Below are 25,200 nucleotides of genomic sequence, written 5' to 3' on the forward strand. Positions count from 1 at the left end.
CCAGCAAAGCCGAAACGCTCGCCGCGCGCCCGCGCGGCTCGGGGTCGTAGGAGGGCTGCGACGGTCGCGGCCCCGAGCACGGAGACGACCCCATGACCCAGATCCAGCTGACCGATACCCAAGCCGTCATCCTTTCCGCGGCCTGCGCGCGCGACGATGGCGCGATCTTTCCCGTCACCGCCAAGCTGAAGGGCGGCGCTGTCGGAAATGTCTGCAAGAGCCTTCTGAAGCTCAGGCTGATCGAGGAAATCCCCGCCACCGACCTCAACACCGTCTGGCGGCACGACGAGGCGCGCGGCCCGATCACCCTGCGCGCGACGCCGCTGGCACAGCGCACGCTCGGGATCACGGAGGCCGATGCCACCAAGAAACCATCCGAAACCGTCATCGCACCGATCCAGCGCCGCAAAGGCACCAAGCAGGATGCGCTGATCGAGATGCTGCGCACACCGGGCGGCGCCACCATCGAAGAGATCGTCGCCGAGCTTCACTGGCAGGCTCACACTGCGAGGGGTGCCCTGTCCGGGGCGTTGAAGAAGAAGCTCGGGCTGACGATTACCTCCGAAAAGGTCAATGGACGCGGGCGGGTCTATCGGATCATTTGATCGAGGCGAATCCTGTGCCGCTGCCCTTTCCGGGCGGCGGTGCGTCGCTCATGACACCGTGCCTTGCTGCGGCGCTGACGCATTGTTTTTTTCGCAGCACCTGCAACCGGATTTCCCGATGCCCGTGGCCAGTTGTCCGAGATCAAGGACCTGACGGCGCCTTTGCGGTAGAAAGTCAGAAATATGCGGCATGAAGCTTGGCCGGAGTACCTGACTTGCCGGAACCGGGAGCGTGCCGCCAGCCAGAGGAGATTGGACATGCCTCCACATTGCGACACCATGGACGGGCCCGTCGTCACCGCCGCCCGAAAGGCGCTGGAAACGAATGACGTAACCATCGCATTGGCTTATGTCCCGCAGAGCGGCGAAGGTGAAGTTCGAGCGGCGTTCGACAGGGTTCAGAAGGCCCGCAAGGCAGCACCGGAGGCGCGCGAGGTGGCCGATCTCTACTTCTACGAAACCGTTGTGCGCGTGCATCGCGCCGGTGAAGGGGCCGCATATACTGGACTGAAACCGGCCGGGCTGGACGAAGGGCCGGTGATCCCTGTCGCAGAGAAAGCGATCGAGACCGGTTCACCGGACGCGCTGATCAGGATGCTGACCGAGACGTTGCGTGAACAGATCGAGCATCGTTTCACGCACATGATGAGACTGCGTGACCACGACCCACGCGACGTCGCGAAGGCCCGGGCCTATGTCGAGGCGATGCTTGGCCTGCAGGTCTATTCGCACAAGCTCTACGGCGCGATGAAGGCGGACGCCCACGAGGGTCATTCCGGCCACAAGCACGGGTAGTTCCCGGACAATGCGACCTGCTCACCTCGGCGTCTCGGAATCCCGACCGTACAGTTCAAACAGCCGCCCGAGCAGCTAACCACGCACCGGGCGGCGCCACCATCGAGGAGATCGTTGCAGCCCTCGAGTGGAGACCGCACCCGCTGAGGGGTGCCATCGCCGGGCCACTGAAAAAGAGGCTCGGGCTGACGATTACCTCCGAAAAGATCGCAGACCGGGGGCGTTGCTGCAAGATCGAAACAGTCACCAGCCTGTGACTTCCGGGTGACGCCTTGCGCCGCATGTCTCTGCGCGTGTTGCAGAATCATCCGCCAGCATGAGGCTGTCCCGCGAGGTCTTGCTTGCGCGAGACCTCGACTGCTCGAAGTGGCTCTGCCTGTGCCACTTTGTCTGCCTCGACTCGGGCCAGCCCTTGCGCTGGCCCATTTTTCTGCGGCCACCAGTGTTCGAACAACCGCCGCAGCACATAGCCCCGCGCCAGCGACACGACCGCGAACACCAGCCCGATCGCCAGATGCGCCGGCAGCCCGGCCTCGATCCCGAACAGGGGAAAAATCAGGATCTGCGTGGCGATGGCCAGAACGTAGCCGACGACAACGTTGGCCGCGGCCTCGACGAGCGACATGATCCGGGATTGCCTCATCGCAGCGCCTCCGGCAGGGATTCCAGAAAGGCCGTCACGAACTCCGCCGCGAGCGGCGGCACAATCGCATTGCCGTAGCCCCTGAGCAGCCCCATGCGGCCGGGTATCCCATCAGCCAGCGGGAATGTTCCGGGCTCAACCGGTCGCCAGCGTTCGTCCCGGCAAAGGAGCCAGTCCGGATCTCGCCAGACGCCGTCCGTCGCGCCGGTCCCCGTGGGATTGACGAGGGGTCCGTCCTGACCAGCAGCGCCACCGTCCTGCGGCTGGCATCGGTATTGCCGGCCGCATTGTACCTGTCCGTGGCCGGAGACCCGGCCATCGGCGTCGGCCATCCCGCCAGCCAGACCTGGCGGCCCAGCAGCGCGTTGATCGGCACGCCCGGGCATTCCGCGCCATCCTTGTAATCGCGCGCCGAGGCGGTGGCCCAGCCCGCCATGGTTTGACCCAAGGGCGACGGCGCCGAAGAACAGCCGCTGCCGGATATGCGGGGCGCCGATGCCCGCAGCCGGCAGATCGGCCGCCGCGACGGCGTAAGATGCCGCCTCCAGGTCAGCCGCCACAGCGTCGAACCACGCCCAGCCAGCCGCACTTTCAGCCTGTGGTCCAGCCGTTCGGCCAGATGGTCCGAGCACTGCCGCACTGGCGACCTGCTCGCCGAAGACGAGGCCGGGACGACAGGCGGCGACGAGGCGCAGGAAAGCGGGGGCGAGATGGCGGTCATCGTCCTGTCCCTTGCGTTGCCCGGCCTGACTGAAGGGCTGGCAGGGCGGCGAGCCGGTCCAGATCGGCCGGTCCTCGGCCACGCCGGCAAGGCGCAGCGCATGGGGCCAGCCGCCGATTCCGGCGAAGAAATGGCATTGTGTGAAGTCGCGAAGGTCGCCGGGCTCCACCTCGAGGATCGACCGCTCGTCCACCACGCCGTCCGGCAGGTGACCAGCGGCGATCAACTCCCGCAGCCAGGCGCAGGCCGCCGGATCGGCATCGTTGTAATAGACGGCCATCAGGCGGCAGCGTCGGCATCTGAGGCGACGGTCTCGCCCAGCCGTTTGGCTTTCACCTGCGCGAAGGTCCGGCCATCGCCATCGAGGATCGCGTCACGCCCGGTCTCGGCCTGCCAGCGCTCCACGGCGACATCGACATAGGCCGGGCTGATTTCCATCGCGAAGACGCGGCGGCCATTGGCCTCGCCCGCCATGATCTGCGAGCCGGAGCCCGAGAACGGCTCATAGCAAAGCCCACCCCGCACCACATGCTGGCGCATCGGGATCCCGAAGGCGTCGAGCGGTTTCGGCGTCGGGTGGTCGGGCCGATCGTCCTTGGCGAAGCTGGGCAGCGCCCATGTGGACGGCAGGGTTTCCTCGGCCACTTTCGGCGGTCGGTTGGGGCGGCGCCAGCCCATGAAACAGGGCTCATGCTTCCAGAGGTAGTGAGACCGGGTCAGCACGCCGCGGTCCTTTACCCAGATGATCTGCTGATGGACGAAGGCCCCCGCCTTTTCCCAGCAGGCTTCCAGCATCGCCTGGCGGCGGGAGGCGTGCCAGCAGTACCAGGCCGCATCCTCGGTGATTGCCTCGGCCACAGCGGCGGCAATGAACCCGTCATAGAGTTCGGCCCCCTGCGAACTGTCGTCCCAGGTGACGCCATAGGACTGCGACCAGTCTTTATTCCGTGTCGGGTGGTTCGAGCCGTCGTAGTCCACCAGATACGGCGGGTCGGTCGCGAACAGGATCGCGCGCTCGCCGTTCATCAGGCGGCGCACGTCATCGTGGTTCGTGCTGTCGCCGCAGAGCAGGCGATGGTCGCCGAGGATCCACAGATCGCCCGTGCGCGAGGCCGGATTGCGCGGCGGCTCGGGGATGGTCACCGGCGGCATAGAGCCCCCGGCGCCACCTTCTTCTTCCCCGCCCCCCTCCGGCACGAAGGCCAAGAGCTTGTCCAACTCACCGTCGGAGAAGCCGACCAGCGACAAGTCGAAATCCTCGGCCAGCAGGTCGTTCAACTCGGCCGACAGCAGCGCCTCGTCCCACGGCGATTCCGCGAGCCGGTTATCCGCAATCCGGTAAGCCCGGCGCTGCGCCTCGGTCAGGTGTCCGAGCACGATCACCGGCGCTTCCGTCAGCCCGAGCTGTGTCGCGGCCAGCACCCGGCCGTGGCCCGCGATCAGCTCGCCGTCCTCGCCAACGAGGCAGGGCACGGTCCAGCCGAACTCGGCCATGCTGGCGGCGATCTTCGCGACCTGGTCCGCACCATGCAGCTTGGCGTTCTTCGCGTAGGGCTGCAGGCGCGCAAGCGGCCAGGACTCGATCCGCTCGGGGGCGAAGGCGAGGGTCATGAGCATGATCTCTTTCGATAGGTTTCTGTCGTCTGCGGTGGATCCCAGGGCGCGGAATCCAGCGGCTTCCGAACTGGACTCCGGAGTCCAGCAGGTATCCACCTGCGGGGTCCAGCTAGACGTTTGATTTTACGAAGGTTTCAGACGTTTTTGGGTGGACTCTGACCGGGGTGGACTCCCAAAAAAACGGCCCTGACGCTAGCGAAGTTCCGGGCTTCGCCCGCCAGCATACGATTATTGCCAGGAAGGAACCGCCAACTCGCCGGGGCTGGACCCCGACCGGACTCTCGCTGGATACCGGAAGCCAGTGGCCCCCTGCCCCGCGCGCTCCTCTCCCGAGCATATCAACTTTCTAGCCCGGGAGAGGGCTTTCTGTCCCTTCGAAAACTGTCCGGCGGACAATTTTCTATCTGGCGCGAGCGGTTACGCGCCACTGGCCAGCGCGATCACCCGCTGCTTCGACAGGTTGCGGTTGAACCGCCGCTTGTTGAGGGTGAGCGCGATCACGGCGAGGCCGAATTGCCAGTGCTGATGCGCGGCCGACCGGTGCAGCCCTGCGGACCAGCAGATCTCCTTCCATCGCTCGCCATGGGCTTTCATCCAGACGATGCGACCGTCCACTGGCTCGAGGCAGGCAGTCCAGGTCAGCGTTTCCTCCATGCGGCTGATCGCCTGCGGCGAGGGAAGCACGCGCATCGGTTTGGGTTCCTGCCCGACCTTGTCACCAAAGCTGTGCAAGACCGCAGGCCAGGTGCTGAAGTAACCCTGCCTGCGGGGCTCGGGCAGACGCCTCAGGACGAAGGCGGCTTCGGCCAGGCGTTCCTCGACCAGCGCGGGGGTCCACACGGTCATCGCTGCACCTCCCGCCCGCTGGTGGCCGGGCCATAAAGCTTCTCGCCAAGCTGGCGCACCAGTTCCCGTTCGGGCCAAGTCAGGCGGTGATCGTCGAGGGCGACGGCCAACACGCGCTGTTCGCGCCAGCCATCACGCTTGACCTCATCGGGGTTCCGACGACGGCCGCCATAGCCTTTCGGCATGAAACGCATCCCGGTCATCGCAGGCCCCCCTTGGTCTCGAGTGCCCAGAACAGGATCGCGATGGCATCAGCCTCGTTGTCATCGGCGGGACTGAAGCCCCTTGCCCGGGCGGCGGCAATCATCGCCGCCTTGTCGGCGTTGCCCTTGCCGGTGGCGTGGCGCTTGATCGTGCCGACCGGGACACCCTCGTAGGGCACGCTGCGCAGTTCCGCCCATGCGGTCAGCGTGGCCATCAGCCCGCCATAGACATGGGCGGCGTCGGTTGCGGCGTGGCGACGGACCTCTTCGAACCAGATGGATGCGATGGGCCCGGACAGACGATCCAGCTCGCCCAGCCAGTTGGTGAACCGCAGATAGCGCATGCCACCGCCATCGAAGCGACCGGGAAGGAAGGAGACGGTGCCACTGGTGATCAGCCCATCAAGGCCATGCAGCGCCCACCCCGTCGTGGTGCCGAGGTCGAGGGCCAACAGGGTGCGGCCGAACCGGACGGCGGTCGGCAGATCGGGGATGGCCACATGGGGTTGGGTGGCGAAGGTCAGGTCAGCCATGGGGGGTCTCCTCTTCTGGTTGGCTGCTCGGTGGAAGGCGACGTCAGATTGGGAACTCGGCGTGATCGGGTCGGGGACAGGCCACGCGCGCGAACCCCCTGGGGGTGGGCGAGGGAGAACCCGCCTGCGGCGTTCTCCCCCACCCCCGTAGGGGGTGGTTTCACCCCCGAAACTTGGAACCCGTGTCAAGACACTGACAGAAAACAGGAATTCCAGTTTCGGGAGGTCGTTTTCGGCTGAACCTGCCGAAACTGGTTGCAGCGTAGCCGTTGCGGCGTCCGCGCAATCCTGCAGGGGCAGTTTCGGAAGCGGGCCCAAACTGGTCACAACTGGACCCTGCGTGGTCCTGCGTGAGGATGGCGAGGCAGTTTTGGCGGCGGGGCCAATCTGGTTCAAACTGGTCCCTGCGCATTGCCACGCAAAGCATTCGTCGGGGGCGATCATGGCCGTTCCCCCTCCGGATAGACCCAGACATGCGGGTTTTCGACCTCGAGGAGCGCACCGGTCTGCGGCGATTTGTAATGGGTCGGCAGCACAGCAACGCGGACAGGCGTGACTTCGCCGGTCTCCGGATCGACCTCCTCGCCGCCCGTGGGCATGACCATGCCCTCGACACAGAGGTAGCCGAAGCGCGAGCGGGAGGGCCCAAGGCCATAGTGGGCAGCGTTGCGAACAAACTTGACGGTGCCCTTGGTGGCCTGCACGCCGATCCGGTCCCGGATGGCATCCTTGCCGCCCAGACCACCCTTGTTCTCGAAGACCTCGGCAAACTGATTGGCGGTATAAAGTCGCCCCTCGGCCGCCTCCTCGAGCAGGATGGAGAGGATCACCTCCTGCTTGCGGACGCGCTCGGCGTCGTATTTCGCGCCAACCTCGGCGCGGACCAGGCGCTCGTTCATCGGGTTGATCTCGACCCACTGGCCGCCAACCTTGTCGATCAGCTTCGAGGGCAGCGCGGGGCCATTCCGGAGCTCGATCTCGAGTTTCCGCTCCGGTGCCTCCTCGTCCGGCCGGTGCAGGATCAGGCCGGAAGTGTAGAAGCCCCGGAGCGCGCTGGCGCCCGAGAGCGCAAGAAACGGGTCCTCCTTTACCTGGTGCTTCGAGAGCTTCTTGGTGTGGTGGACGAGGATCACGCCGCAGTCCGGGTTGACGTGGTCGCGCAGAACCTCGACCCGGTCCTTGAGGAAGAACATCATCGCGGCGTTGTCGTTTTCGCCGCCGCCGTCCGGGCCGCCATCGAAAAGGTTGCGGATCGGGTCGATGCAGATGATGTCCGGGCCCGCATCCGGGAAGGCCGCCCGGATGGCGCGCGCCACGCGCATGCTGCCCTCGGCATCGAGCAGCAGCTTCAGCTTCGGCGTCGCCACGAAGGTCTCGCGCGCGGCGGCCAGAACCCTGGCGGGCAGCGCGATCTGGCTCAGCCGTTCGCGCAGGTAGTGATACTGGATTTCGGCCTGCAGGTAGAACACCCGCAGCGGGCGTGGCGGGGTGAAGCCAAGGAAGGGCTGACCAGCGGCCATGTGAACGAGCCAGCTGATCGTCAGATCGCTCTTGCCGACCTTTGGTGCACCGCCCAGCACCAAAAGTCCGCCCGGCGTCAGCACACGGGGCGCGATGATGTCCTCGGGCATCGGGCTGGTATCATCCAGCAGCGCGCCGAGCGTGAAGGTGGGCATTTCACTGGGTGCGGGGGCTGCGCTGTCGAGGCGGACCAGCGGCGGCCCGTTCTTCTGGACATGCAGATCCCAGAGCCGCTCGGCGTCGCGCTGCAGGCGCTCGATCGGCCAGGAGGGACGCAGCATGGCGGCGTTGTAGCCGCAGATCGCCTCCCAGCCTTCGTCCTTCGACATCCGGCCTTCGTGAACCAAACGGATGAAATGCCCGATCGCGGCCGATGCACCCTCGAAGCGGGACCAGTCGTCCTGCCCACCCTCGCGCACCGGGGTCACGAGCACATCGTCGACGCGGGGCTTGTCCGGCGTGGCGAAATCCGGTGCCAGACTGATACCGGGTGCAGGAGGCATGTCGGCCACAGCCTCGATGAACTCTCCCAGATCCCGCTCGAGGCCCGCGTTCAGTTCGACGATCCGGACCTGCGTCTTGAGGTTGTTCTTGTAATAGACAGACCCCGCCACCCGGATCGGCTGGTGGGCCGAGCGGAAATGCATGTCGCCCCCGACCTTGGCGGCAATGTCGCCGCGCAGACGCGTGACGCGGGCGATGTCGCTGCCCTCGGCGGGCTCGGTGAGTTTCCACCAGACATGGGCCTTGCGCTGCCCCTCGGCCGTGACACCGCCGCTTTCCACGACCATGGTCGGCGACCCGAGGTGGCGTTCGAGATGGGCGCGCTTGGCGGCGATGTCGCCGCTGTCGATATCCACGACCACGGTCTGCATCTGCAGGATTTCCGCCGCCTTGGCCTGGCCGACTGCGGCGACCGTGCCGGGAATGACATAGACCGCAGCCCCCTCGCGCGACGCCCATGTGGCGAAGGTGGCCATCTTCCCTGCCGCAGCGGCATTGGCATCCAGCCAGATGTTGTGCGGACGGCCGTCGATGCCCTGCCCCTTGTCGATGAAACTGCGCACCGGGATCAGCCCGTCGCAGTAGCCGAAGACCACCTCCATGAACTGCGTGATCTGCTCGGGGTCGGGCTCATCGCCGAAGACGTCGGTCATCGGAGCCGCGTCGTTGAAATCGCGCCAGGGGTTGAAATGGACAAGATTGCCCGTCGATGCGTCGGGCGGGGCGGAGCGGTCTTCGTGATCGGCGGTCATGGACGCATCCTCAAGTGTCTGGGGTGGATCGGGCGGCTCGACGGGCGCGTTGCTCATCCGGGCAGCCCCCAGCAACGCGCGGCCCATGGGCAGAAGCGGCATTCGAAGAAGTCACGATTGGTGGCGAGGCGGGGAAGCAGCTCGCCCGCATCGGTCGCCTGCAGAATCCGGACGCCCCGGTCCGACATGCGCTGCGCGAGCCCTGCGTCGAAGGGCACAAGCTCGTGGTGCAGTTCGGCCGTGTCCTTGTTGATCGCCGTGAACAGCGCCGGATTGGCCGAAATGCCGGGGACCGTCCCTTCCATGTAGGCCTGATAGAGCGCGATCTGCGCGGCATAGACCAGCTTGGCGACAGCAACCCCGTCCTTGACGCAGGCCCGCCAGTTCTTGGCGTTCATGGTCTTGCATTCCCAGAGCGCGGGAACGCCGATGCCAAGCGGCGCAGGTGCCGACGCGATGATCCCGTCGACATGGCCCCGGATGCGGCCGCCCGCGACGGAAAAGCCGAACTGCTCGCCATCGGGCCGATTGCCCTTGCGGGTGTAGAGGTCGAGCCCGACCGCACGCAGCCAGCGGATCGCCAGATCCTCGAGCTGGTGGCCGATCGCGAAGATCCGCAGCGTCTGGCCGCCGAACTCCGCGCCTTCGTCCTTGGGCGCGCCCGCGAATTCGAACTGCAAGGCCCGCTCGCAAGCATGACCCAGCCGGGATGCGCCGAGATAGGTTCGGGGCGGCGTGGCCTCGCGCTCGGCGATCAGCGCGGCATCGATTGCGGCGTTGACGCGTTCGGCGATGCCGGGGCGGCGGTTATAGTCCAGCATGCGAACCCTCCCCATAGCTGCGGTGAGCGAGCCCGTGGCAGGTCGAGCAGAGCCATTCGACGGCAAGCGGCTTGGAATAGTCGTGATGATGTGCTTCGAGATCGGTCACGCAGTGGCAGCGCTGGCACCAGATCGGCACGATGATCCGGCATGACTTGACGGCACGCCCGACGATGCGGTGGGCGCGATCTTTCTCGGTGTGGCGCGCCCGATAGCGGCGCTGCGCCTCCCGGTGTTTTTCAGGATCCCTGAAATTCCGTGCGTAGGCGCGTTGGTATTCTCGACGGCAGTCGCGACACCAGCTTTGCAGGCCATCAGGGCTGCGGCGACGAAGGCCGAACTCGCATGCGTTGCGCGCGAAGCCGCACTTTGAACAGACCTTGGTCAAAACGGCACCTCCGCCGTTGCGGCGATGCGCGACATCTCGGCGCCGTAGCCTTCCAGCACCTCTTCGATCAGCGCCGTGACGTCGGCCGCCGTGAGATCGCGAAGCCGCTTGTCCCAGCCGATCCGGTCCATCGTCTGGCCCAGACGCTTCATCACCAGCGCGATGGCCGCGCGCTCTTCCTCGGTCATTCCCTGCATGGTCAGTCCTTTGCGATGGCTGGCCGCGAACCAAGCCTGGCAGGACATCGAGCAGAACCAGCGATGCTTGCGGGGGCGTGGTTTGGCCGGGTTGAAGAAGCCGAGGCCTTGCGCGGGACGCAGGCAGACGGCGCAGGGCTCGAAGCGTGGGTGCCAAAGGCGTGCACGGTCAGAATCCTGGTCGGGTGCAGATGCGATTTCCGCGACATGGGTCACGCCGCCCTCCCGATGTCCGGGCTGGCACGGCCAACGAGCTGGCGGATTTCGCGCTTGTTGAAACCGAAGGTCATCAGCGCCGAGGCGCGATAGCGGGTCAGGCCATAGTCCTGCCGGAACTCGGGCGGCAGATATTGCAGCTGCTTCTCGGTGGCCGCCTGCTTCAGCCAGCCCTTCGATTTGAAGGCACTCTCGTCGGTCTCGTATTCGTTCAGCCAGTCATCGGCCTGTGCGAGACAGACCGTCCGCTCCCCCAAGCCCAAAAGCCGGGGCGCGCGGCCCTTCGCACCGCCCACCGCGTGCCAGCGGCCACCCAGAAAGAAGATCCCGCCCCAGGCGTTGAAGCCGTTGGCCATCAGCGCGGCATCATCACCGAAGAGATCGACCCATGCGAAGCTTGACCGCTTCAGAAGGTCGATCTCGGACATGATGAAACCCGAGAGCGGGACGCCATCCTGGCCTTCGCCGGGCTCCTCGACGTCGTGCGAGAACACCTCGCCGCAAAGCGGGCATTCCATGGCGGCCAGCGGGATTTCAGCCTCGCAGGCCGGACAGGTCTTCGTCGGCGCCTCACCTGTCTCGGTCTTGCCGTCCAGATCAACATCTTGTTCCAGCGTGCCGTGGATCAGGCTCGACGTGCCGAAGTCCAGCACGATGCAGTCGGTCTTGACGACACCGGGGTGTTCCTCGGGGACGACAGTGCGCAGGCCCCGCCCGACCATCTGGATCATCGTGGACTTGTAGGAGCTCGGTCGCAGCAGCACGACGCAGGAGGTGGGCGGATGGTCCCAGCCCTCGGTCAGCACGGCCACGTTGACGATGACGCGGATTTCGCCTGAGGCATAGGCAGCGAGGATGCCGCGACGCGTGCCGGCATCAAGATCGCCATGGATGACGGCCGCCGAAACCCCTGCGCCGTTGAAGGTGGCGGCGACGTTTTCGGCATGGGCGACGGTGGAACAGAAGACCACGGTGGGCCGCTCGCTCGCCTTTTCCTGCCAATGCCGGACGACCTCGTCCGTCACCGGCGCGCGGTTCATGATCTGCGCGACCTCGGTCATGTCGTAGTCGGCGGCGCTCTTGCGCACGGCGCGCAGCTGGTCCTGCACGCCGACATCGATGACGTAGGTGCGGGGCGGAACGAGGTGGCCCGAGGCGATCAGTTCGCCGAGCCGCACCTGGTCGCCGACATTGTCGAAGATCTCGCGCAGCCCCTTGCGGTCGCCCCGGTTGGGTGTCGCCGTGACGCCGAAGATCCGACAGGCAGAATTGGCGCCCCGGACATGATCGATGATCCGGCGATAGCTGTCGGCCACTGCGTGATGCGCCTCGTCGATGACCAGAAGGTCGATCGCGGGCATCGCCGCCAGATTGGCGGGTCGCGAGAGGGTCGGCACCATGGCGAAGGTCGCACGCCCGGCCCAGCTCTTGGCCTCGGCATCGACGACGGAGGTGGTGATGTCAGGTGCGACCCGGGCGAACTTCGCCCGGTTCTGCGCGGTCAACTCGTCGCGATGCGCGAGGATGCAGGCCTTTGCATCGCTGCCCTCGAGGGACTTCGCGACGACCGCCGACAGGGCGATGGTCTTGCCGAAGCCCGTCGAGGCGATGCTGAGGGTGTTGCCGTGATCGCAGAGCGCAGCGAGGCTGCGCTCCACGAAGAGGCTCTGACGGGGGCGAAGGCGCATGGGTCAGGCCCTCACTGCGCCCAGGAGGGCCGACCCGGCACCGGTGACGCGGGCTGCGCCTGGACCGGCTGCTGCGGCGCGGGTTGCGCGGGCGGGTGGTAGCCGGGCTGCGCGGACAACCCCATATGTTGGGCGTAATCCCGATGGTCCGGCGTCACCGCGCTGCGGATTTCGTTCTTGTCATCACCGCTGGCATCGGTGCCGACATCGATCCGGGCGAGGAACTCAATCCCATCCAGATCCCCGAGCCCGTTGATCCGGCGCGCCGCCTGCGCTTGCGGGGACTGGTCCTTGTCCGAAATCCCGCGCGCCGAGTTCAGCATGCCGCGGATCATGCTGCGGCCCATGTTCGCCCAATCCGGTCCCTTCGGGCTGTAAAGCCCGATCAGCGTGAAGATCTTGCGCCGGGCGTACTGGCCCTCGGTCACCGTGAACTCGCCGTTCAGGTATACGGCGCCGGTCGAGCCACGGGTGGCATAGCCACCTGTCCAGCCCTGCGACGGGTCGTCGAAACCGCCGGGGCGGATCGTCAGCCGCACCTTGGCCAGCGTGCCCTTGGGGATGAGGTTGGTGTTGGACTGCGCGTCGTTGAAGTCGTTCCAGGAACCCATGGGGTGTGTCCTTTGCGGATCAGGATTGCGGATTGGGGTGATCGGCCGCGCCCTCAGCGGGCGGCGTGAAGGTCAGGCGCCTTGGCGCGGGCGTGCCGGGCGCGCGGATCTTGTCCATCAGACGGCCGAGATGCGGCTCTTCCACAGGACCAAGGCGACCCGATCGGTCCTTGGCCGGAAAGCCCCAGGGGTTGATGGTGTGGCAGACGAAGGCACGGTAGGGATCGCCGCCCTCCGCCTTGAGCTCGGCCATGGTGATCACCTCGTCGACGATCCCCGGCAGCTCGAGCCCGGTCTTCGAGCCGTCGATCTGCGGCTGGAAAATGCGCCGGTTGAAGTCGTCGAACTTCTCGTCGAGGATCCCCACGAACCAGACGTTCCGGCCCCGGGTGTGCTGGAGGTGGGTCAGCCAGGCGATCATCTCGCGCCCGTGCAACCCGTAGGCCCCGCGCACATCCGGCTTGCCGGTCTTTTCCGACACCGCCTCGGGTTGGCCCTTGCACCATTGGAAGCAGAGCCGCCCCGCCACGGTGATCGAGTCGACGAAGATGGTGTCGTAGCGATCGAGCGCGGCCGGATCGCCGAACTTCTGGCAGACGGCGGCATGATGCGCGGGGCTGTAGGGCTGTTCGTCGCGCAGCGCCGGATTGGGCCCGCCGATGAAGACCGCGAAATCCCGACACTCCGCCCATGTGCGCGGCCGGATGCTGTCACCCGGCCAGCCCTCGATGGCTAGATCGCCCGCCTCGAGGTCGATGAACAACGTGCGGGCCGGGTCGAGCGTCCAGAGGAGGCTGGTCTTGCCGATGCCGGACTTTCCGAAGATGCAGCCCTTGATGCCGCGCGGCTCGGCCAACCGCTGATCGGCGGTGATGATCGGCAGGCTCACGCGCGATCCTCCTGGGGCAGCAGGTCGATCTTCAGCGTGCCGGTCTTGACGGTGCGGGCGGGCTCGAAGCCCTGGCGGATCGCCTCGGGCCAGGCGACATAGGCACGTTCGGGCACCTTGAAGCTGATCTCGACATATTCGGCCGGATCCTCACCTGCGGCGCGGATGCGCTCGACCATCGCCGCGAGCTTGGCCTGGTCCCATTCGACGCGCTTCGGCAGGTCGGCGACCACCGTGAAATCGCCATCGACGAGGCGGACGGTGCCGGTGTCCTTGCCGCAGGCGCGGCGTGCCTCGGCGGCGCGGGCGGCGTAGCGGACCTCGAGTGCCGTGGAAAACCGCGCGGTGACAGCCTTCATCTGTTTGGCGGCAGCAGCAATCTCGCGCTGCAGAGCGGCCAGAAGCTCGACGGGAAGCTGGGCGATCTCGCCCGCGGGCAGGTTGATCAGCTGATCGATGCTGGGGGTGTTCAGTGGGAACGTCATGGGGGTCTCCGTGATGGGGGATAGGGTCAGGCGGCCTCGAGAAGGCGCATGGAAAGGGCGGGACCGGCCTGGCGGGGTCTGGCCCGGGCGATGGCGATGTAGGCGAACTGGTCGGGGCCGATCCGGGCCTGCACGAGGTGGACAAGACCCTGCTCGGCGGCACGCAGGGCGGCCGATGCCACCAGGCGCAGGGCGCGCTGCTGTTCAGCGGGCAGCTTCGAGATGACGGAGGTCGCGTCGACCGCGAGAAAGCCGCGATGGTAGACCAGCGTCTCGCCGGGTGCGGCCTGCGCGATCCAGGCCGAAAGCCCGACCTCGTCGAGCGCAGGTCCAACCGCGCCGAAGATCGACACGACGCCGGTGGCGCGGAGGATGGAATGGCGGGCCATCATGCCGCGCCCCGATCCGCAGTGCTGCGCCGCTGGCGGGCCTGCTCATAGGCCAGCACATCCTCGAGCCGGTAGACCACGCGGCCGCCGATCTTCAGGAAGGCCGGGCCCTCGCCGGTCCAGCGCCAGCGTTCAAGAGTGCGCGCCGAAATGCTCCAGCGTGCGGCAAGTTCGGTCTGGTTCAGGCAGGTTCTGGTCTGCATCGTCCTCTCCCGGTGTGTCGTTGGGAGGAAGATGCACGGCGCGATGCGGGGATGTCGTCGGGATCAGAGTGGGATACGGCGGGGGATCAGCCGGACCGTTTCAATCATGGGGCGAATCGTGTGTCGGTGGGATCGCCATCCCCCTTCATCCCCCGGCGCATCCCTCAGCAGCGCGACGGGAAGAAGGCACTGAGCGTCCGACTCAGAGTCCCGCGAGCCGATAGGCCCCGCGACCGTTCGACTCGATCAGCAGCGGCCAGTCCTTCTTGGACTTGAAGACGTCGGCCATCTTGAGGCTGCGCGACCCGGCCCGTGAGAGCACCGCCTTGCCGCTTTGCCACGGATCGCCCCGCTTTGCCGCCGCATGCAGGATCTGCACGACCTGAGCCTGGATCGGACCGAGCCGGAATTCGTGGCCATTGCAGCGGACGCTGTGGTAGTCGGAAGATGCGTGGAACCCGCCAGCAGGCTTCAGGCCGGAGGCACCGCCAAACCCTGTCGCCGCCTCGAAACGGTCGCGTTCTTCGCGCCTTAGAACAAGATCGGGCTTGCGGATCGTCAGGCTCTCGCGCGCGCCATAGAAGCAGGCATAGTCCGCCTTCGCTGTCCGGAACCGGGTGATGCTGACCTCGCCAAGGCGGAAGAGCTGGAAGACGTCCTGGACGTGCAAGTCCAGGAGCCCGTTGAACGAGGACCGCGCGGTGGGGATCGAGAAGCGCTGGCCATCGTCGGTCTCCTCGAAGTCGCCGAACTCGATAGGCAGATTGAGGATGCGGACTGACATCCGCAGCTGGTCGTTCTCGGCCAGATAGACCAGGTCGACCTCGGGCATCGACCAGCGGGCGAGGACTTCCGGTAGGGTAAAATACGCCTTCTCGATCTCCATCCGGGCCCCCGATTCCAGTGCAATCTGTTTGGCTTTTGTTCTAGTCGCTTGACGATCCCAATTCAATCCTGTCATATCCCATCTTATCCACAATCCGTTGGGGACAACATGATCGAGACCCATACCCTGGCCGACCGCCTGCGAGCCCGCGCCGACCAACTGGGCCTGGCACCGGCCCATGTTGCAGAGATGGCCGGGGTCAACCGCTCCTTCGTCTATGACATCCTGCGCGGACGGTCCTCGCGCCCCAGCATCGACCGGCTGGCCGATGTGGCCCGTGTGCTGAAGGTGGACCGCGAGTGGCTGATCCATGGCATCGGCGAGATCGAGGGCCCCTCCCCGTTCACCGAGAACCCCGATGATACCTTCGTGGCGATCGCGCATGCCACACCCCGCCCTGCGATGGGTGGCGGCGCAGTTGTGACCGAGGATGGCGACACGCCCGGCCGCGCCTACCACTTCCGCCAGTCGTGGATCCGCCACAAGCTGAAGGCCAGCCCGTCACAACTCCGGATCATGCATGTCGAAGGCGACAGCATGGTCCCCACGCTGCAGGACGGTGATGCCGTGCTGGTCGATATGACCCGCCAGCTTCCCAATCCACCCGGCATCTTCGTTCTCGACGACGGCATGGGCCTGGTGGCCAAGCGCCTCGAGCACATCCCCAACAGCGACCCGCCCGCTGTCCGCGTGATCTCTGACAACTCCCTCTACCCGGCCTACGAGCGCACGGCCGACGAGATCCGCATCATCGGCCGCATCCGCTGGTTCGCGCGGGAGATATGAGGATGGGTGGTGCCGTTCCCGCCCGGGGCCACGAACGAAAAAGCGCCCGCGAGATTTCTCTCCGGGCGCACCTCTGCGATGTTTGAAGCTTGCGTCAAGGGGGGCAGGTTTGTCAACGCATTTTTCACCTCTCTTTCAATGCCTTGCATGAGACGTTCGCTCCTCATGCCTGCATCCAATACGCAAAGAGAACCGGACCGTAGCTTCAGACGCATGCAGCCTCTGAACCCTGCCGGATTTTCCGGCGGCACTAAAGTCTGAGTAGGATCGCGCCGCTAGCTGCTAGGCCGCACCGGACACACGTGGGCTTGCCCAAGCGCGGGAATTCGATGGCTGAGTCGCTTGGAACTCTGCAATACTTTGGAGACCAGTAACTTTCCGGATATCCGATGCGCATACTTCACACCGCTGACTGGCACATTGGCCAGACCCTGAATGGCTGGTCTCGCGACCATGAACACCGGGCGTTTCTGGATCGTTTGCATGATGTGATACTGGCGGAAGACGTGGACGCGCTGCTTGTAGCAGGTGATGTCTTCGACGGGATCAATCCTTCCGGCGAAGCGCAACGCCTTCTTTACGGGGCCATCGCACGCATGGTTCGGTCGCAACCGCATCTGCAGATCATCCTGACCGCGGGCAACCATGATCCTGCACAGCGCCTGGAAGCGCCCGAGGCGGTGTTGAATGAACTGGGCGTTCATGTCCTTGGCACCTTGCGGCGTGACGCTGGTGGGGTCGATCTTGACCGGCATTTGATCCCGCTACGGGATCGCCATGGGGCAATACGCGCTCATGTGCTGGCGGTTCCTTTCCTTCGCCAGGCCGATCTGCCGGGCCTGCACCTCGGTGCGGAGCAAGGTGACGAACCCGCCATCACGGTCGCCGTGCGCGCCCTGCACCGTGAGATGAGCGAGGCCGCTGTTGCCCGTGCCGGTGGATTGCCGCTTCTTGCGATGGGCCACCTCACCTGTTCAGGCGGACTCGCCTCGGAAGGGGCAGAGCGCCGCATCCTGATCGGCGGTGAACATGCGGTGCCGCCGGATGTTTTCCCGGCCGAGCTTGGCTATGTCGCACTTGGCCATCTGCACAGGCCGCAATCGCTGGATGGTGGGCGCGTGCGCTATTCAGGTTCAGCTTTTCCGCTGTCCGCCTCGGAAATTGCCTACGATCATGGCGTGACATTGATCGACCTGACAGACGGCATCGCGCATCGGCATGTGCCCATAGACCGCCCCGTCCAGATGTTTCGTCTCCCACCTTCGGGGCACGGAAAGCTGGAAGATGTGCTGGCAGGGCTCGTCAAGCTTGCCTTGGACCCAGACACCCCGCGTGACGAGCAACCCTTCGTATACTTGTCTCTGACGGCTGATCGTCCCGCAACGATGCTCGCTGCCGAAATCGAGACCCTGATGGAGCGGACGCCGGCCCGGCTCGCCGGTCTTTCGATCATTCGCAACGATCAACCAGCAGGAGAACGTCCGCCCGCGACGCTGGCAGAAACGTCACCCGAAGATCTGTTCCTGTCGGCCTTCGCCGAAGTGCATGGAACGCCCCCGGATCCACATCACCTTGCGGCCTTCCGCGATGCCCTGTCGGAGGCCTGATTCATGCGTATCCTGTCGATTTCCGGTCAGAACATCGCAAGCCTGTCGGACCGTTTCGAGATTGATTTCACTGCGGCCCCCCTGAATGGCGCAGGGCTTTTTGCCATCACGGGCGAGACTGGGGCGGGGAAATCCTCGATCCTCGATGCCATGTGCCTTGCACTTTATGGCGATGCGCCGCGCCTTGCCACGGGTGCGTCCAGCGACGAGGTGCCCGATCCTTCGGGCGATGCCATCAAGGCCAAGGATGCACGCGCCATCCTGCGGCGTGGCGCGGTTCAGGGTTGGGCAGAGGTGCGCTTCACCGCGCAGGACGGGAATGACTATATCGCCCGCTGGCAGTCCCGTCGCGCCCGCGACAAGGCGGACGGCAAATTGCAGAACGTCGCACGCTCTCTAGCTCGGGCATCAGATCAACAGGTGCTGGCCGGCCAGACCACGGCCGTGAATGAGCAGATCATCGCCCTGACCGGCCTGACCTATGAGGAGTTCCGGCGCACCGTTCTGCTAGCACAGGGGGATTTCGATGCCTTCCTGCGCGCCGACACCAATGAACGAGCAGGGCTTCTGGAAAAGGTCACCGGCACCAGCCTCTATCGTGCCGTTTCGACGCGCGTTTTTGAACGGACCGAGGCGGCTCGTCAGGCCCATGATGCGCTGGCCTTGCGTCGGGGAGAGCATCGGCTGCTGTCGGATGAAGAACAGGCCGCGCTGGCCGAAGAAAATGCGCCCCTAGGTGTTCAGTCCCGGCATCTGGTGGATCGGATCGACGATGAATCTGTCCGGCTCTGAAGTCCAGACTTTGCAGATGTATTCGTAGGGCGTGAGACCGCTGAGCGTCTTCAGCCTGCGAGCGAAGTTGTAGGCAGCCATGAAGTCCATGAGATGTGTGCGGAGTTGGTCGTGGGTGTCGTAGTGGAAGCGTTTGACGGTAGCCTCCTTGATCGTTCGGTTCATCCGCTCGACCTGGCCATTGGTCCAAGGATGGTTGGGCTTGGTAAGCCTGTGCTCGATCCCGTTGGCTTCGCAAATCATGTCGAAGCGCATCGGCCGGGAGTAGGCAGTGTTTCGGTTCCTGGGCTGCTCGGCAAACTGGATGCCGTTGTCCGTCAGGATCGTGTGGATGCGATAGGGCACGGCTTCCAGTAGATGCTCCAGGAACTCCCAAGCGGTCTTCCTGTCAGCCTTTTCGACGAGTTGGGTGACCGCGAACTTGCTCGTTCGGTCGATGGCCACGAAGAGATAGAGCTTGCCCTTGGCCGTCTGCACTTCGGCGATATCCATGTGAAAGAAACCGATGGGATAGCGCTTGAACCGCTGACGCTTCGGCTTGTCGCCGCCGATCTCAGGCAGGCGCGAGATGCCGTGCCGCTGAAGGCACCGATGCAGCGCTGACCGTGTCAGGTGAGGGATCGAAGGCTGTAGGGCATAGAGACAGTCGTCCAGCGGCAAGAGCGTGTGACGCCGAAAGGCAACGACCATTGCTTCCTCAGCCTCGCTGAGCACGGAGGATCGGGGCTCCTTCGGCCCAGTCTTCAAATCCTCGACCGTCTCGCGCTTACGCCATTTCGCCACGGTCTTCGGATTGATCCCAAACTCCTGGCTCAGTGCCGCGATCGAAGCTTGCGATCGCTGTATTGCTGCTCGGATGGCGTGCGTGGTCGTGGCGCAGCCGTGACGAACTTGTCCCATAGTGCTTCCTTCCATTCCGACGAATGGATCGCACCATCAAACCGTGGGATCAAACACCTAGGCGAAGCGATGGATGCTGCCTTCTACGCGCTTGATGCCGTCACCATCGCCGATCTCGCCGGCACGGGGCCGGGAAACGGCTTCGCGTGCCTGGTCTGTGCCGTCCGGGGGAATCTTCGACCCTGCCACCGGACCTGGACGCGATACCCCTCTTATGAGAGGGCAGCACATCTTGCTTGATCCAAGAGTGCCCGTCGCGCTCCAGTCCTGGGCGGCAGTTCGTCGGGCGGACTACCACAGGCGGCGTGCCTCCTGTTGCGTCATGGGGGCGTAGGTCGCAACACCGGCCGAAGCCTAGGGCGCGGTCCACCGCATATACGGGGACAGGCCAAGAACGCAGAAAGCTCGTTGGCTCTATCCCTTTCGACCCGATCGCATGATCAGCCAGGCGGCGCCGAGCAGGTCGGGAATGCCAACCAGACCGCGCGCGAAGTTGGAGTATTTCGAGCGACCGCTTTTCCTTGGCCGGTGGGAGACGGCAACCGTTTGAACATCCCAGCCTTCGCGGAGCATCATCGCCGGCATGAAGCGATGGATATGGTCGAAGAACGGCAGATCGAGATAGGCATTGCGCCGGAACGCCTTCAGCCCGCAGCCGGAGTCGCGCACACCGTCCTTCAGCAGTGCCGACCGGACGCGATTGGCAAAGCGGGAAGCCAGCCGCTTCGCGAGACTGTCCTGTCGGGCTTCCCGCTGGCCCTGCACAAGACCCAGGCTGCCGGTCAGATCCGCCTCCAGGACCGCCAGCAGTCGCGGAATCTGGTCAGGTGGGTTCTGCCCGTCGCCGTCGAGGGTCACGATCAGGGGCGCACGGGCATGACGCACCCCGGTGCGGATCGCGGTGGATTGTCCCCGCGACTTGGGATGGTGCAGGCGACGCAGCCAGGGATGGCGGGCCTCCAGGGCCAGAAGTATCCGGTCGGTGCCATCCTGCGATCCATCATCGACCACGATCACCTCGAAGGTTGTTCCTACAAGCACCGCTGCGATCTCATCTACCAGTGGGCCGATGGCGGCAGCCTCGTCCCGCACAGGGACAACCACCGAAACAGAAGGTGTATCCACGTTCATTCGTCGCTCCTGAGGGGATTTGGGGCATCCGCGACGCGCCAGAGGCCAAGGTCGCGTCCGCGAAACGATATGGTTTCCTGCGGTGTCCATGAGGGTTCCACCGTTCCTCTCCTGCCGAGGACCAGGCCATCAGGATGATCGGCGATCCAGCGCGCCAGTTCCTCATTGTCCGCCGGAGTCGCCACGGGCTGGGTGAGGCGTGCGGCGAAGTTGAACTCTGCGTGATAGGTCGCCCCGACATAGGCGAGACCGTCCGGCCGCTCGCGGCTGATCGCCGCCGCAGTGGGGTGGGTGCTGTAGACCGTCGCGATGTCGGTCACGCCGATCAGGATGTTCGTCGCCAGAAGCCCACCGAGAGAAAGCAGCATGGCCCCGGGCAGGTGGGGCTTCAGCACCACCAACCAGCAGAGCGCGATGATCAGCAGCGCCCAGGCCAGCAGTGCGCTTCGCGGTGTGAACAACGGTGCCAGATCGCCCAAGGGCAAGGCTCCGATACCCGCTAGCGCCGCGATGGCGGCCAGCGCACCGAGCGCGAGAACGGCCGGCATAAAGTTCAACTGCGCCGCGGCCTGCGACCTGGCCGAGAGGGGTTCGAACAGCGGCGAGTCCCGCAGCAGCCGGGCGGCGATCAGGGCAAGGGCCGGCAGTTCGGGCACCAGGTAGTGGACCTGCTTGCCACTGGTCAGACTGAACAGCAAGAGCGCACTCCCGGTCCAGATCAGGCAGAGGCGCAGGCCGGGATCGGTCCGCCACCGGGCTTTTCCTGCCGCGCGCCAGAGCGTCGGGGTCCATGCCAGAGGGAAGGTCATCAACGGCAGGATCGCAAGAAAGAACCACCAAGGCCGGGCGTGAGCGAAGGATTCGGTCAGCCGGCCTGCGCTTTGATGCCAGAGGATCGCAGCACGATACTCCTCGCCGCCAGTGATGGCGGCGGGAACAAGCCAGAGCGCGACGAGCGCGAGGCCGGCGGCAAGGCCGAAACCGAGCCGAAGCGGCAGGCCCCGCCACGGCAAGCGATCCGCCGACCAGATCGGCAGCAGCAGCGCGGCCGGCAGAAGGTGGAACAGGATGACCGGCCCCTTGGTCAGGACGCCGAGGGCGAGCGCGGCCCCAAACCCTGCCCAAGGTCTAAAGCCGAACCGTCCAGCTTCGGCGTGTCTGGCAGCGGCGTGGAGGCAGATCAGCCCGGCGAGAACCGTCACTGCGAGAGGGGCGTCGAACATCGTCAGACTGCCCGCCACCACGAAGATCGACAACCCGGCCAGCGCCAGCGCCGCGCGACCGCCGACATCCCGGTCCTCCGGCCAGAGCCTGCTGGCGAGGATCGCGGTCAGCCACATCGCTGCCCCGCAAAACAGCGGGCCAACCATACGCGCGGCGAACTCGCTGACCCCCGTGACCAACCAGACCAGGTTGATCGCCCAGAACAGCAGTGGCGGCTTGTCGCTGTAGGGCGCGAAGTTCTTGCTCGGCACCAGCCAGTCGCCCGACAGGTGCATCTCCCAAGCGACGGCGAGATAGCGCGTCTCGTCGATCGGGGTGAGCGGACGCAGCAGGATGCCCAGAGCCGCAGTCAGCAAAAAGCAGATGACCGCAAAGGCGACGGGATTGCGCCGGATCATACCGAGCGTTCCTGCCGGCGCTGGCGACCGATCAGGACCAGATTGCGCGTGTAGATAACCAGCCCGCTTGCCTGTCCGATCGCGAACACCGGGTCCTGGCGCCATAGGGCATAGGCCAGCAGCGTGACCCCGCCCGCGAGACTGAACCACCAGAAGGCCAGAGGAACGACGCTCCGGCCGGACCGCTCGCTGGCGATCCACTGGACGAGGAAGCGCGAGGTGAAAAGAAGCTGCCCTGCAAAGCCTATGGTCAGCCAGATGGCGTCTACGTTGGTCATATGTTGGTCCGATCTCGCGCCATCCGACCGGATCGAGGGGGGACGGTGGCTTCTGCCGGGGCAGATGGGTCCCGAAGATTACGGTTCTCTTACGATGCGACGGGAAATGAGCTTCAGATCAACGAAACCTGAAGGTCTGTTCCAATACGCTGCATGGGCACGTCAGCGCCCCACCTACGGGGCAAGGAGGATTTCACGTTCATAGCGGCACCGATACCAGTCCACGAAGGCCCTGACCCCTACATCCAGGTCCGTCTTAGGGATGCTCCCCACCAGGCGGGTCAACAGGCCGGAATCGGCCCAGGTTGCTGGAACATCGCCCGGCTGCATGGGAAGCAGGTTCCTTTTGGCCGTCCGGCAGGTCGCGCGCTCTATGGTGGCGATGAAGTCGTTCAGCCCGACCGGCGAGGACATTCCGATATTCACCACCCGCCACGGCGCAACCGGCGAGAGGCTGTCGCCTCCGGGAACGACACCATCCTCAGGGCGCACCGGAACGGTATCCATCAGCCGGAACAGAGCTTCGACCAGATCGTCTATATACGTGAAATCGCGCCGCAACTCCCCGCCGTTGTAGAGGTCGATCGGCTCGCCCCGCAGGATGGCACGGGTAAACTTGAACAGCGCCATGTCGGGGCGTCCCCAAGGGCCATAGACCGTGAAAAAGCGGAACATGGTCACGGGCAGCCGATAGAGATGTGCATAGGAATGGGCCATCGCCTCGGTCGCCCGCTTCGTCGCGGCATAGAAGGACATCGGATGGTCCGTCGGGTGGGCCTCGGCATAGGGCATTACGGTGTTGGCCCCATAGACCGACGAGGTGGATGCCAGAAGCATATGCGCAGGCGGAAAGCTGCGCCCTGCCTCCAGAAGCTCGAAAGTGCCGGCGATATTGCTTTCTAGGTAGGCGCGGGGGTTTTCGGTGGAAAGCCGCACACCGGCCTGCGCGGCAAGATGGACGACGATCTCGGGCCTGTGGTCATCGAAAAGTCGATGCAGAAGCCCGGGGGTCGTGATGTCGCCGTTGATGACCGAAAAGCTCGGCTCGGCCTCCAGTATGGCCTGTCGAGACCGCTTCAGGCCGACATCGTAGTAATCCGACAGATTGTCCACGCCGACGACCCGGCCCCCCCGCGCCAGCAGGCGGCGGGTGACATGAAATCCGATGAAGCCGGAACAGCCGGTGACAACAGCCCTGCGCATCAGCCGGCCCCGAACAGGTCGCGGGTAAACACCTTGCCGCGCACGTCGTCCAGCGTGGGGCTGTGCCGGTTGGCCAGGATCAGGTCGCAATCCGCCTTGAAACTGGCAAGGTCGGGCTGAACCTGCGAGCCGAAGAAGCGGGCCTCGCGCAGTTCGGGCTCATAGACGATGAGCTCGATACCCTTGGCCTTAATGCGCTTCATGATCCCCTGCACGGCGCTGTGACGGAAATTGTCCGAATCGGCCTTGGCCACCAGCCGGTAGATACCCACCTTGCCAGGATTGGCGGCGATGATGCGTTGGGCCAGGAAATCCTTGCGGGTGCGGTTGGTCTCGACGATGGCGGCGATCAGGTTCTGCGGCACCTGCCCATAGTTCGCCAGCAACTGCTTGCTGTCCTTGGGCAGGCAATAGCCGCCATAGCCGAAGCTGGGGTTATTGTAGTGCGTGCCGATGCGGGGATCGAGACAGACGCCCTCGATGATCTGGCGGCTGTCGAGCCCGCGCGCCAGCGCATAGCTGTCCAACTCGTTGAAGAAGGCCACGCGCATGGCGAGGTAGGTGTTCGAGAAGAGCTTGATCGCCTCCGCCTCGGTGGGATCGGTCAGTAGCACTTCGACATCGTTGCGCAGCGCGCCTTCCAGCAGCAGCCCGGCGATGCGGCGGCCCCGGTCCGAACGCTCACCGACGACGATGCGCGAGGGATGGGCGCTATCGCGCAACGCCATTCCCTCCCGCAGGAACTCGGGGGCGAAGACGATCTGGTGGCCGCCCGGCGCGGCTGCCTGCGCGGCGGTGAAGCCGACCGGGACCGTCGAGCGGACGACGATCACAGCCGCTGGATTCACCGCCGCCACCTGCGCGATCACCGCGCGGACGCTGGCGGTGTCGAAGGAATGAGTCAGAGGATCGTAATCGGTGGGCGTCGCAACGATGACGACATCTGCACCCCGATAGGCCGCATCGCCATCCAGCGTTGCCAGTAACTGAAGGTCGGAATGCGCCAGCCGGTCCGACAGATCGTTGTCCTTGAACGGACTTTTTCGCGCATTGACCTGCGCTACCCGCTCGGGCGAAAGATCGACGCCCGTCACTTCGTGGTTTTGCGCCAGAAGGACCGCATTCGCGAGGCCTACATAGCCGAGTCCTGCCACCGCGATCCTCATGGCTTCTCACCGCCATCAATATCGACTGCGGCATGGCGGCGTAGCGAAATCGGGGGGCCGCTTGCAAAGACGATAGCCAGCCAGAGGGTATGTGCGTTACTCATGTTCCAATCCTGCGCCTTCCGACCAGAGCGAAATGGTCAGAGGCTTCTGCCGCGGCAGATCCGCCTTGGACATTACGGTTCGCTTACGGGAGCGCGGT

General features: G+C 65.2%; 29 protein-coding genes. 6 read left to right on the plus strand and 23 right to left on the minus strand.

The annotated features are described in order from the left end of the window. Positions 1-92 precede the first annotated feature (92 nt). The 3 genes from RGD00_RS16695 to RGD00_RS16705 all read left to right on the plus strand — a co-directional run bounded on the left by RGD00_RS16695 (position 93) and on the right by RGD00_RS16705 (position 1,657). Positions 93-605: a DUF3489 domain-containing protein gene (locus tag RGD00_RS16695; protein ID WP_310458427.1), complete on the plus strand. Its 513-nt coding sequence runs from the start codon at positions 93-95 to the stop codon at positions 603-605. A 279-nt stretch (positions 606-884) separates the two neighbouring features. Beyond that, positions 885-1,400, plus strand: a complete 516-nt coding sequence (locus RGD00_RS16700) for a DUF6448 family protein (RefSeq protein WP_310458428.1) — start codon at positions 885-887, stop codon at positions 1,398-1,400. Positions 1,401-1,417: 17 nt separating this feature from the next. Continuing rightward, entirely contained in the window at positions 1,418-1,657 is a 240-nt protein-coding gene (locus RGD00_RS16705; RefSeq protein ID WP_310458459.1) for a DUF3489 domain-containing protein, read from the plus strand. Between the two features lie 47 nt (positions 1,658-1,704). Here RGD00_RS16705 and RGD00_RS16710 read toward each other — a convergent pair whose 3' ends face one another. The 17 genes from RGD00_RS16710 to RGD00_RS16790 form a co-directional block, all read right to left on the minus strand. Continuing rightward, positions 1,705-2,043: a DUF7220 family protein gene (locus RGD00_RS16710; RefSeq protein ID WP_425603428.1), complete on the minus strand. Its 339-nt coding sequence runs from the start codon at positions 2,041-2,043 to the stop codon at positions 1,705-1,707. After that, complete coding sequence (locus RGD00_RS16715; RefSeq protein WP_310458430.1) at positions 2,040-3,044, minus strand: DNA cytosine methyltransferase; 1,005 nt, start codon at positions 3,042-3,044, stop codon at positions 2,040-2,042. The genes RGD00_RS16710 and RGD00_RS16715 overlap by 4 nt, the downstream gene beginning before the upstream one ends. Beyond that, positions 3,044-4,375, minus strand: coding sequence for a site-specific DNA-methyltransferase (locus tag RGD00_RS16720; RefSeq protein WP_310458460.1), 1,332 nt, complete (start codon positions 4,373-4,375; stop codon positions 3,044-3,046). Before RGD00_RS16720 ends, RGD00_RS16715 begins: the two co-directional genes overlap by 1 nt. A gap of 423 nt (positions 4,376-4,798) precedes the next feature. Next, positions 4,799-5,227 (minus strand): DUF6362 family protein, encoded by a 429-nt coding sequence (locus RGD00_RS16725; protein WP_310458431.1) that lies wholly within the window; start codon positions 5,225-5,227, stop codon positions 4,799-4,801. Then, positions 5,224-5,430, minus strand: a complete 207-nt coding sequence (locus tag RGD00_RS16730; RefSeq protein WP_081348927.1) for a hypothetical protein — start codon at positions 5,428-5,430, stop codon at positions 5,224-5,226. Before RGD00_RS16730 ends, RGD00_RS16725 begins: the two co-directional genes overlap by 4 nt. After that, positions 5,427-5,963 carry a hypothetical protein gene (locus RGD00_RS16735; protein WP_310458432.1) on the minus strand — a complete coding sequence of 179 codons (537 nt, stop codon included), beginning with the start codon at positions 5,961-5,963 and terminating at the stop codon, positions 5,427-5,429. Before RGD00_RS16735 ends, RGD00_RS16730 begins: the two co-directional genes overlap by 4 nt. Positions 5,964-6,403: 440 nt before the next feature. After that, positions 6,404-8,740 (minus strand): AAA family ATPase, encoded by a 2,337-nt coding sequence (locus RGD00_RS16740; protein ID WP_310458433.1) that lies wholly within the window; start codon positions 8,738-8,740, stop codon positions 6,404-6,406. 53 nt (positions 8,741-8,793) lie between these two features. Continuing rightward, positions 8,794-9,561, minus strand: coding sequence for a PD-(D/E)XK nuclease family protein (locus RGD00_RS16745; protein WP_310458434.1), 768 nt, complete (start codon positions 9,559-9,561; stop codon positions 8,794-8,796). Then, positions 9,548-9,949, minus strand: coding sequence for a hypothetical protein (locus RGD00_RS16750; protein ID WP_310458435.1), 402 nt, complete (start codon positions 9,947-9,949; stop codon positions 9,548-9,550). Before RGD00_RS16750 ends, RGD00_RS16745 begins: the two co-directional genes overlap by 14 nt. Further along, positions 9,946-10,362, minus strand: a complete 417-nt coding sequence (locus tag RGD00_RS16755; RefSeq protein WP_310458436.1) for a DUF6511 domain-containing protein — start codon at positions 10,360-10,362, stop codon at positions 9,946-9,948. Before RGD00_RS16755 ends, RGD00_RS16750 begins: the two co-directional genes overlap by 4 nt. After that, on the minus strand, positions 10,359-12,050 hold the full coding sequence (locus RGD00_RS16760) for a DEAD/DEAH box helicase (protein WP_310458437.1): 1,692 nt from the start codon (positions 12,048-12,050) through the stop codon (positions 10,359-10,361). The genes RGD00_RS16755 and RGD00_RS16760 overlap by 4 nt, the downstream gene beginning before the upstream one ends. A gap of 11 nt (positions 12,051-12,061) precedes the next feature. Next, entirely contained in the window at positions 12,062-12,661 is a 600-nt protein-coding gene (locus RGD00_RS16765; protein WP_310458438.1) for a hypothetical protein, read from the minus strand. Positions 12,662-12,680: 19 nt separating this feature from the next. Beyond that, positions 12,681-13,550, minus strand: a complete 870-nt coding sequence (locus tag RGD00_RS16770) for an ATP-binding protein (RefSeq protein WP_310458439.1) — start codon at positions 13,548-13,550, stop codon at positions 12,681-12,683. Next, on the minus strand, positions 13,547-14,035 hold the full coding sequence (locus RGD00_RS16775) for a hypothetical protein (RefSeq protein WP_310458440.1): 489 nt from the start codon (positions 14,033-14,035) through the stop codon (positions 13,547-13,549). Before RGD00_RS16775 ends, RGD00_RS16770 begins: the two co-directional genes overlap by 4 nt. A gap of 26 nt (positions 14,036-14,061) precedes the next feature. Further along, positions 14,062-14,427 (minus strand): hypothetical protein, encoded by a 366-nt coding sequence (locus RGD00_RS16780; protein ID WP_310458441.1) that lies wholly within the window; start codon positions 14,425-14,427, stop codon positions 14,062-14,064. Beyond that, positions 14,424-14,627 carry a helix-turn-helix transcriptional regulator gene (locus RGD00_RS16785; RefSeq protein WP_071166986.1) on the minus strand — a complete coding sequence of 68 codons (204 nt, stop codon included), beginning with the start codon at positions 14,625-14,627 and terminating at the stop codon, positions 14,424-14,426. The genes RGD00_RS16780 and RGD00_RS16785 overlap by 4 nt, the downstream gene beginning before the upstream one ends. 202 nt (positions 14,628-14,829) lie before the next feature. Beyond that, positions 14,830-15,513 (minus strand): hypothetical protein, encoded by a 684-nt coding sequence (locus tag RGD00_RS16790; protein WP_310458442.1) that lies wholly within the window; start codon positions 15,511-15,513, stop codon positions 14,830-14,832. A 108-nt stretch (positions 15,514-15,621) separates the two neighbouring features. On the opposite strand from RGD00_RS16790, the gene RGD00_RS16795 reads away from it, so the two are divergent. The 3 genes from RGD00_RS16795 (at position 15,622) to RGD00_RS16805 (ending at position 18,698) form a co-directional block, all read left to right on the plus strand. Then, on the plus strand, positions 15,622-16,299 hold the full coding sequence (locus RGD00_RS16795) for a LexA family transcriptional regulator (RefSeq protein ID WP_310458443.1): 678 nt from the start codon (positions 15,622-15,624) through the stop codon (positions 16,297-16,299). 389 nt (positions 16,300-16,688) lie between these two features. Beyond that, on the plus strand, positions 16,689-17,906 hold the full coding sequence (locus tag RGD00_RS16800) for an exonuclease SbcCD subunit D (RefSeq protein WP_310458444.1): 1,218 nt from the start codon (positions 16,689-16,691) through the stop codon (positions 17,904-17,906). Positions 17,907-17,909: 3 nt separating this feature from the next. Then, positions 17,910-18,698, plus strand: a complete 789-nt coding sequence (locus RGD00_RS16805; RefSeq protein ID WP_310458445.1) for an AAA family ATPase — start codon at positions 17,910-17,912, stop codon at positions 18,696-18,698. On the opposite strand, the gene RGD00_RS16810 is transcribed toward RGD00_RS16805, so the two are convergent. The 6 genes from RGD00_RS16810 to RGD00_RS16835 form a co-directional block, all read right to left on the minus strand. After that, on the minus strand, positions 18,639-19,598 hold the full coding sequence (locus RGD00_RS16810; protein WP_310458446.1) for an IS481 family transposase: 960 nt from the start codon (positions 19,596-19,598) through the stop codon (positions 18,639-18,641). The two genes, RGD00_RS16805 and RGD00_RS16810, sit on opposite strands and share 60 nt — an antisense overlap. 414 nt (positions 19,599-20,012) lie before the next feature. Beyond that, positions 20,013-20,729 carry a glycosyltransferase family 2 protein gene (locus RGD00_RS16815; RefSeq protein WP_310458447.1) on the minus strand — a complete coding sequence of 239 codons (717 nt, stop codon included), beginning with the start codon at positions 20,727-20,729 and terminating at the stop codon, positions 20,013-20,015. After that, complete coding sequence (locus RGD00_RS16820; RefSeq protein WP_310458448.1) at positions 20,726-22,351, minus strand: ArnT family glycosyltransferase; 1,626 nt, start codon at positions 22,349-22,351, stop codon at positions 20,726-20,728. The genes RGD00_RS16815 and RGD00_RS16820 overlap by 4 nt, the downstream gene beginning before the upstream one ends. Beyond that, entirely contained in the window at positions 22,348-22,629 is a 282-nt protein-coding gene (locus RGD00_RS16825; protein ID WP_310458449.1) for a lipid-A-disaccharide synthase N-terminal domain-containing protein, read from the minus strand. Before RGD00_RS16825 ends, RGD00_RS16820 begins: the two co-directional genes overlap by 4 nt. A gap of 174 nt (positions 22,630-22,803) precedes the next feature. Next, the gene (locus RGD00_RS16830; RefSeq protein ID WP_310458450.1) at positions 22,804-23,832 is read right to left on the minus strand and encodes an NAD-dependent epimerase/dehydratase family protein; all 1,029 of its coding nucleotides are present in this window, start codon (positions 23,830-23,832) and stop codon (positions 22,804-22,806) included. Then, entirely contained in the window at positions 23,832-24,998 is a 1,167-nt protein-coding gene (locus tag RGD00_RS16835; protein ID WP_310458451.1) for a nucleotide sugar dehydrogenase, read from the minus strand. Before RGD00_RS16835 ends, RGD00_RS16830 begins: the two co-directional genes overlap by 1 nt. Between the last annotated feature and the right edge of the window lie 202 nt (positions 24,999-25,200).

This window comes from Ruixingdingia sedimenti (assembly GCF_031432425.1).
Lineage (GTDB): Bacteria > Pseudomonadota > Alphaproteobacteria > Rhodobacterales > Rhodobacteraceae > Ruixingdingia > Ruixingdingia sedimenti.

Excerpts from the sequence above, each read along its gene's own strand:
- RGD00_RS16695 (WP_310458427.1), top strand. The coding sequence starts at position 93 with ATGACCCAGATCCAGCTGACCGATACCCAAGCCGTCATCCTTTCCGCG.
- RGD00_RS16700 (WP_310458428.1), top strand. The coding sequence starts at position 885 with ATGGACGGGCCCGTCGTCACCGCCGCCCGAAAGGCGCTGGAAACGAAT.
- RGD00_RS16710 (WP_425603428.1), bottom strand. The coding sequence starts at position 2,043 with ATGAGGCAATCCCGGATCATGTCGCTCGTCGAGGCCGCGGCCAACGTT.
- RGD00_RS16715 (WP_310458430.1), bottom strand. The coding sequence starts at position 3,044 with ATGGCCGTCTATTACAACGATGCCGATCCGGCGGCCTGCGCCTGGCTG.
- RGD00_RS16720 (WP_310458460.1), bottom strand. The coding sequence starts at position 4,375 with ATGACCCTCGCCTTCGCCCCCGAGCGGATCGAGTCCTGGCCGCTTGCG.
- RGD00_RS16725 (WP_310458431.1), bottom strand. The coding sequence starts at position 5,227 with ATGACCGTGTGGACCCCCGCGCTGGTCGAGGAACGCCTGGCCGAAGCC.
- RGD00_RS16730 (WP_081348927.1), bottom strand. The coding sequence starts at position 5,430 with ATGACCGGGATGCGTTTCATGCCGAAAGGCTATGGCGGCCGTCGTCGG.
- RGD00_RS16735 (WP_310458432.1), bottom strand. The coding sequence starts at position 5,963 with ATGGCTGACCTGACCTTCGCCACCCAACCCCATGTGGCCATCCCCGAT.
- RGD00_RS16740 (WP_310458433.1), bottom strand. The coding sequence starts at position 8,740 with ATGACCGCCGATCACGAAGACCGCTCCGCCCCGCCCGACGCATCGACG.
- RGD00_RS16745 (WP_310458434.1), bottom strand. The coding sequence starts at position 9,561 with ATGCTGGACTATAACCGCCGCCCCGGCATCGCCGAACGCGTCAACGCC.
- RGD00_RS16760 (WP_310458437.1), bottom strand. The coding sequence starts at position 12,050 with ATGCGCCTTCGCCCCCGTCAGAGCCTCTTCGTGGAGCGCAGCCTCGCT.
- RGD00_RS16765 (WP_310458438.1), bottom strand. The coding sequence starts at position 12,661 with ATGGGTTCCTGGAACGACTTCAACGACGCGCAGTCCAACACCAACCTC.
- RGD00_RS16775 (WP_310458440.1), bottom strand. The coding sequence starts at position 14,035 with ATGACGTTCCCACTGAACACCCCCAGCATCGATCAGCTGATCAACCTG.
- RGD00_RS16780 (WP_310458441.1), bottom strand. The coding sequence starts at position 14,427 with ATGATGGCCCGCCATTCCATCCTCCGCGCCACCGGCGTCGTGTCGATC.
- RGD00_RS16785 (WP_071166986.1), bottom strand. The coding sequence starts at position 14,627 with ATGCAGACCAGAACCTGCCTGAACCAGACCGAACTTGCCGCACGCTGG.
- RGD00_RS16790 (WP_310458442.1), bottom strand. The coding sequence starts at position 15,513 with ATGGAGATCGAGAAGGCGTATTTTACCCTACCGGAAGTCCTCGCCCGC.
- RGD00_RS16795 (WP_310458443.1), top strand. The coding sequence starts at position 15,622 with ATGATCGAGACCCATACCCTGGCCGACCGCCTGCGAGCCCGCGCCGAC.
- RGD00_RS16800 (WP_310458444.1), top strand. The coding sequence starts at position 16,689 with ATGCGCATACTTCACACCGCTGACTGGCACATTGGCCAGACCCTGAAT.
- RGD00_RS16805 (WP_310458445.1), top strand. The coding sequence starts at position 17,910 with ATGCGTATCCTGTCGATTTCCGGTCAGAACATCGCAAGCCTGTCGGAC.
- RGD00_RS16810 (WP_310458446.1), bottom strand. The coding sequence starts at position 19,598 with ATGGGACAAGTTCGTCACGGCTGCGCCACGACCACGCACGCCATCCGA.
- RGD00_RS16815 (WP_310458447.1), bottom strand. The coding sequence starts at position 20,729 with ATGAACGTGGATACACCTTCTGTTTCGGTGGTTGTCCCTGTGCGGGAC.
- RGD00_RS16820 (WP_310458448.1), bottom strand. The coding sequence starts at position 22,351 with ATGATCCGGCGCAATCCCGTCGCCTTTGCGGTCATCTGCTTTTTGCTG.
- RGD00_RS16825 (WP_310458449.1), bottom strand. The coding sequence starts at position 22,629 with ATGACCAACGTAGACGCCATCTGGCTGACCATAGGCTTTGCAGGGCAG.
- RGD00_RS16830 (WP_310458450.1), bottom strand. The coding sequence starts at position 23,832 with ATGCGCAGGGCTGTTGTCACCGGCTGTTCCGGCTTCATCGGATTTCAT.
- RGD00_RS16835 (WP_310458451.1), bottom strand. The coding sequence starts at position 24,998 with ATGAGGATCGCGGTGGCAGGACTCGGCTATGTAGGCCTCGCGAATGCG.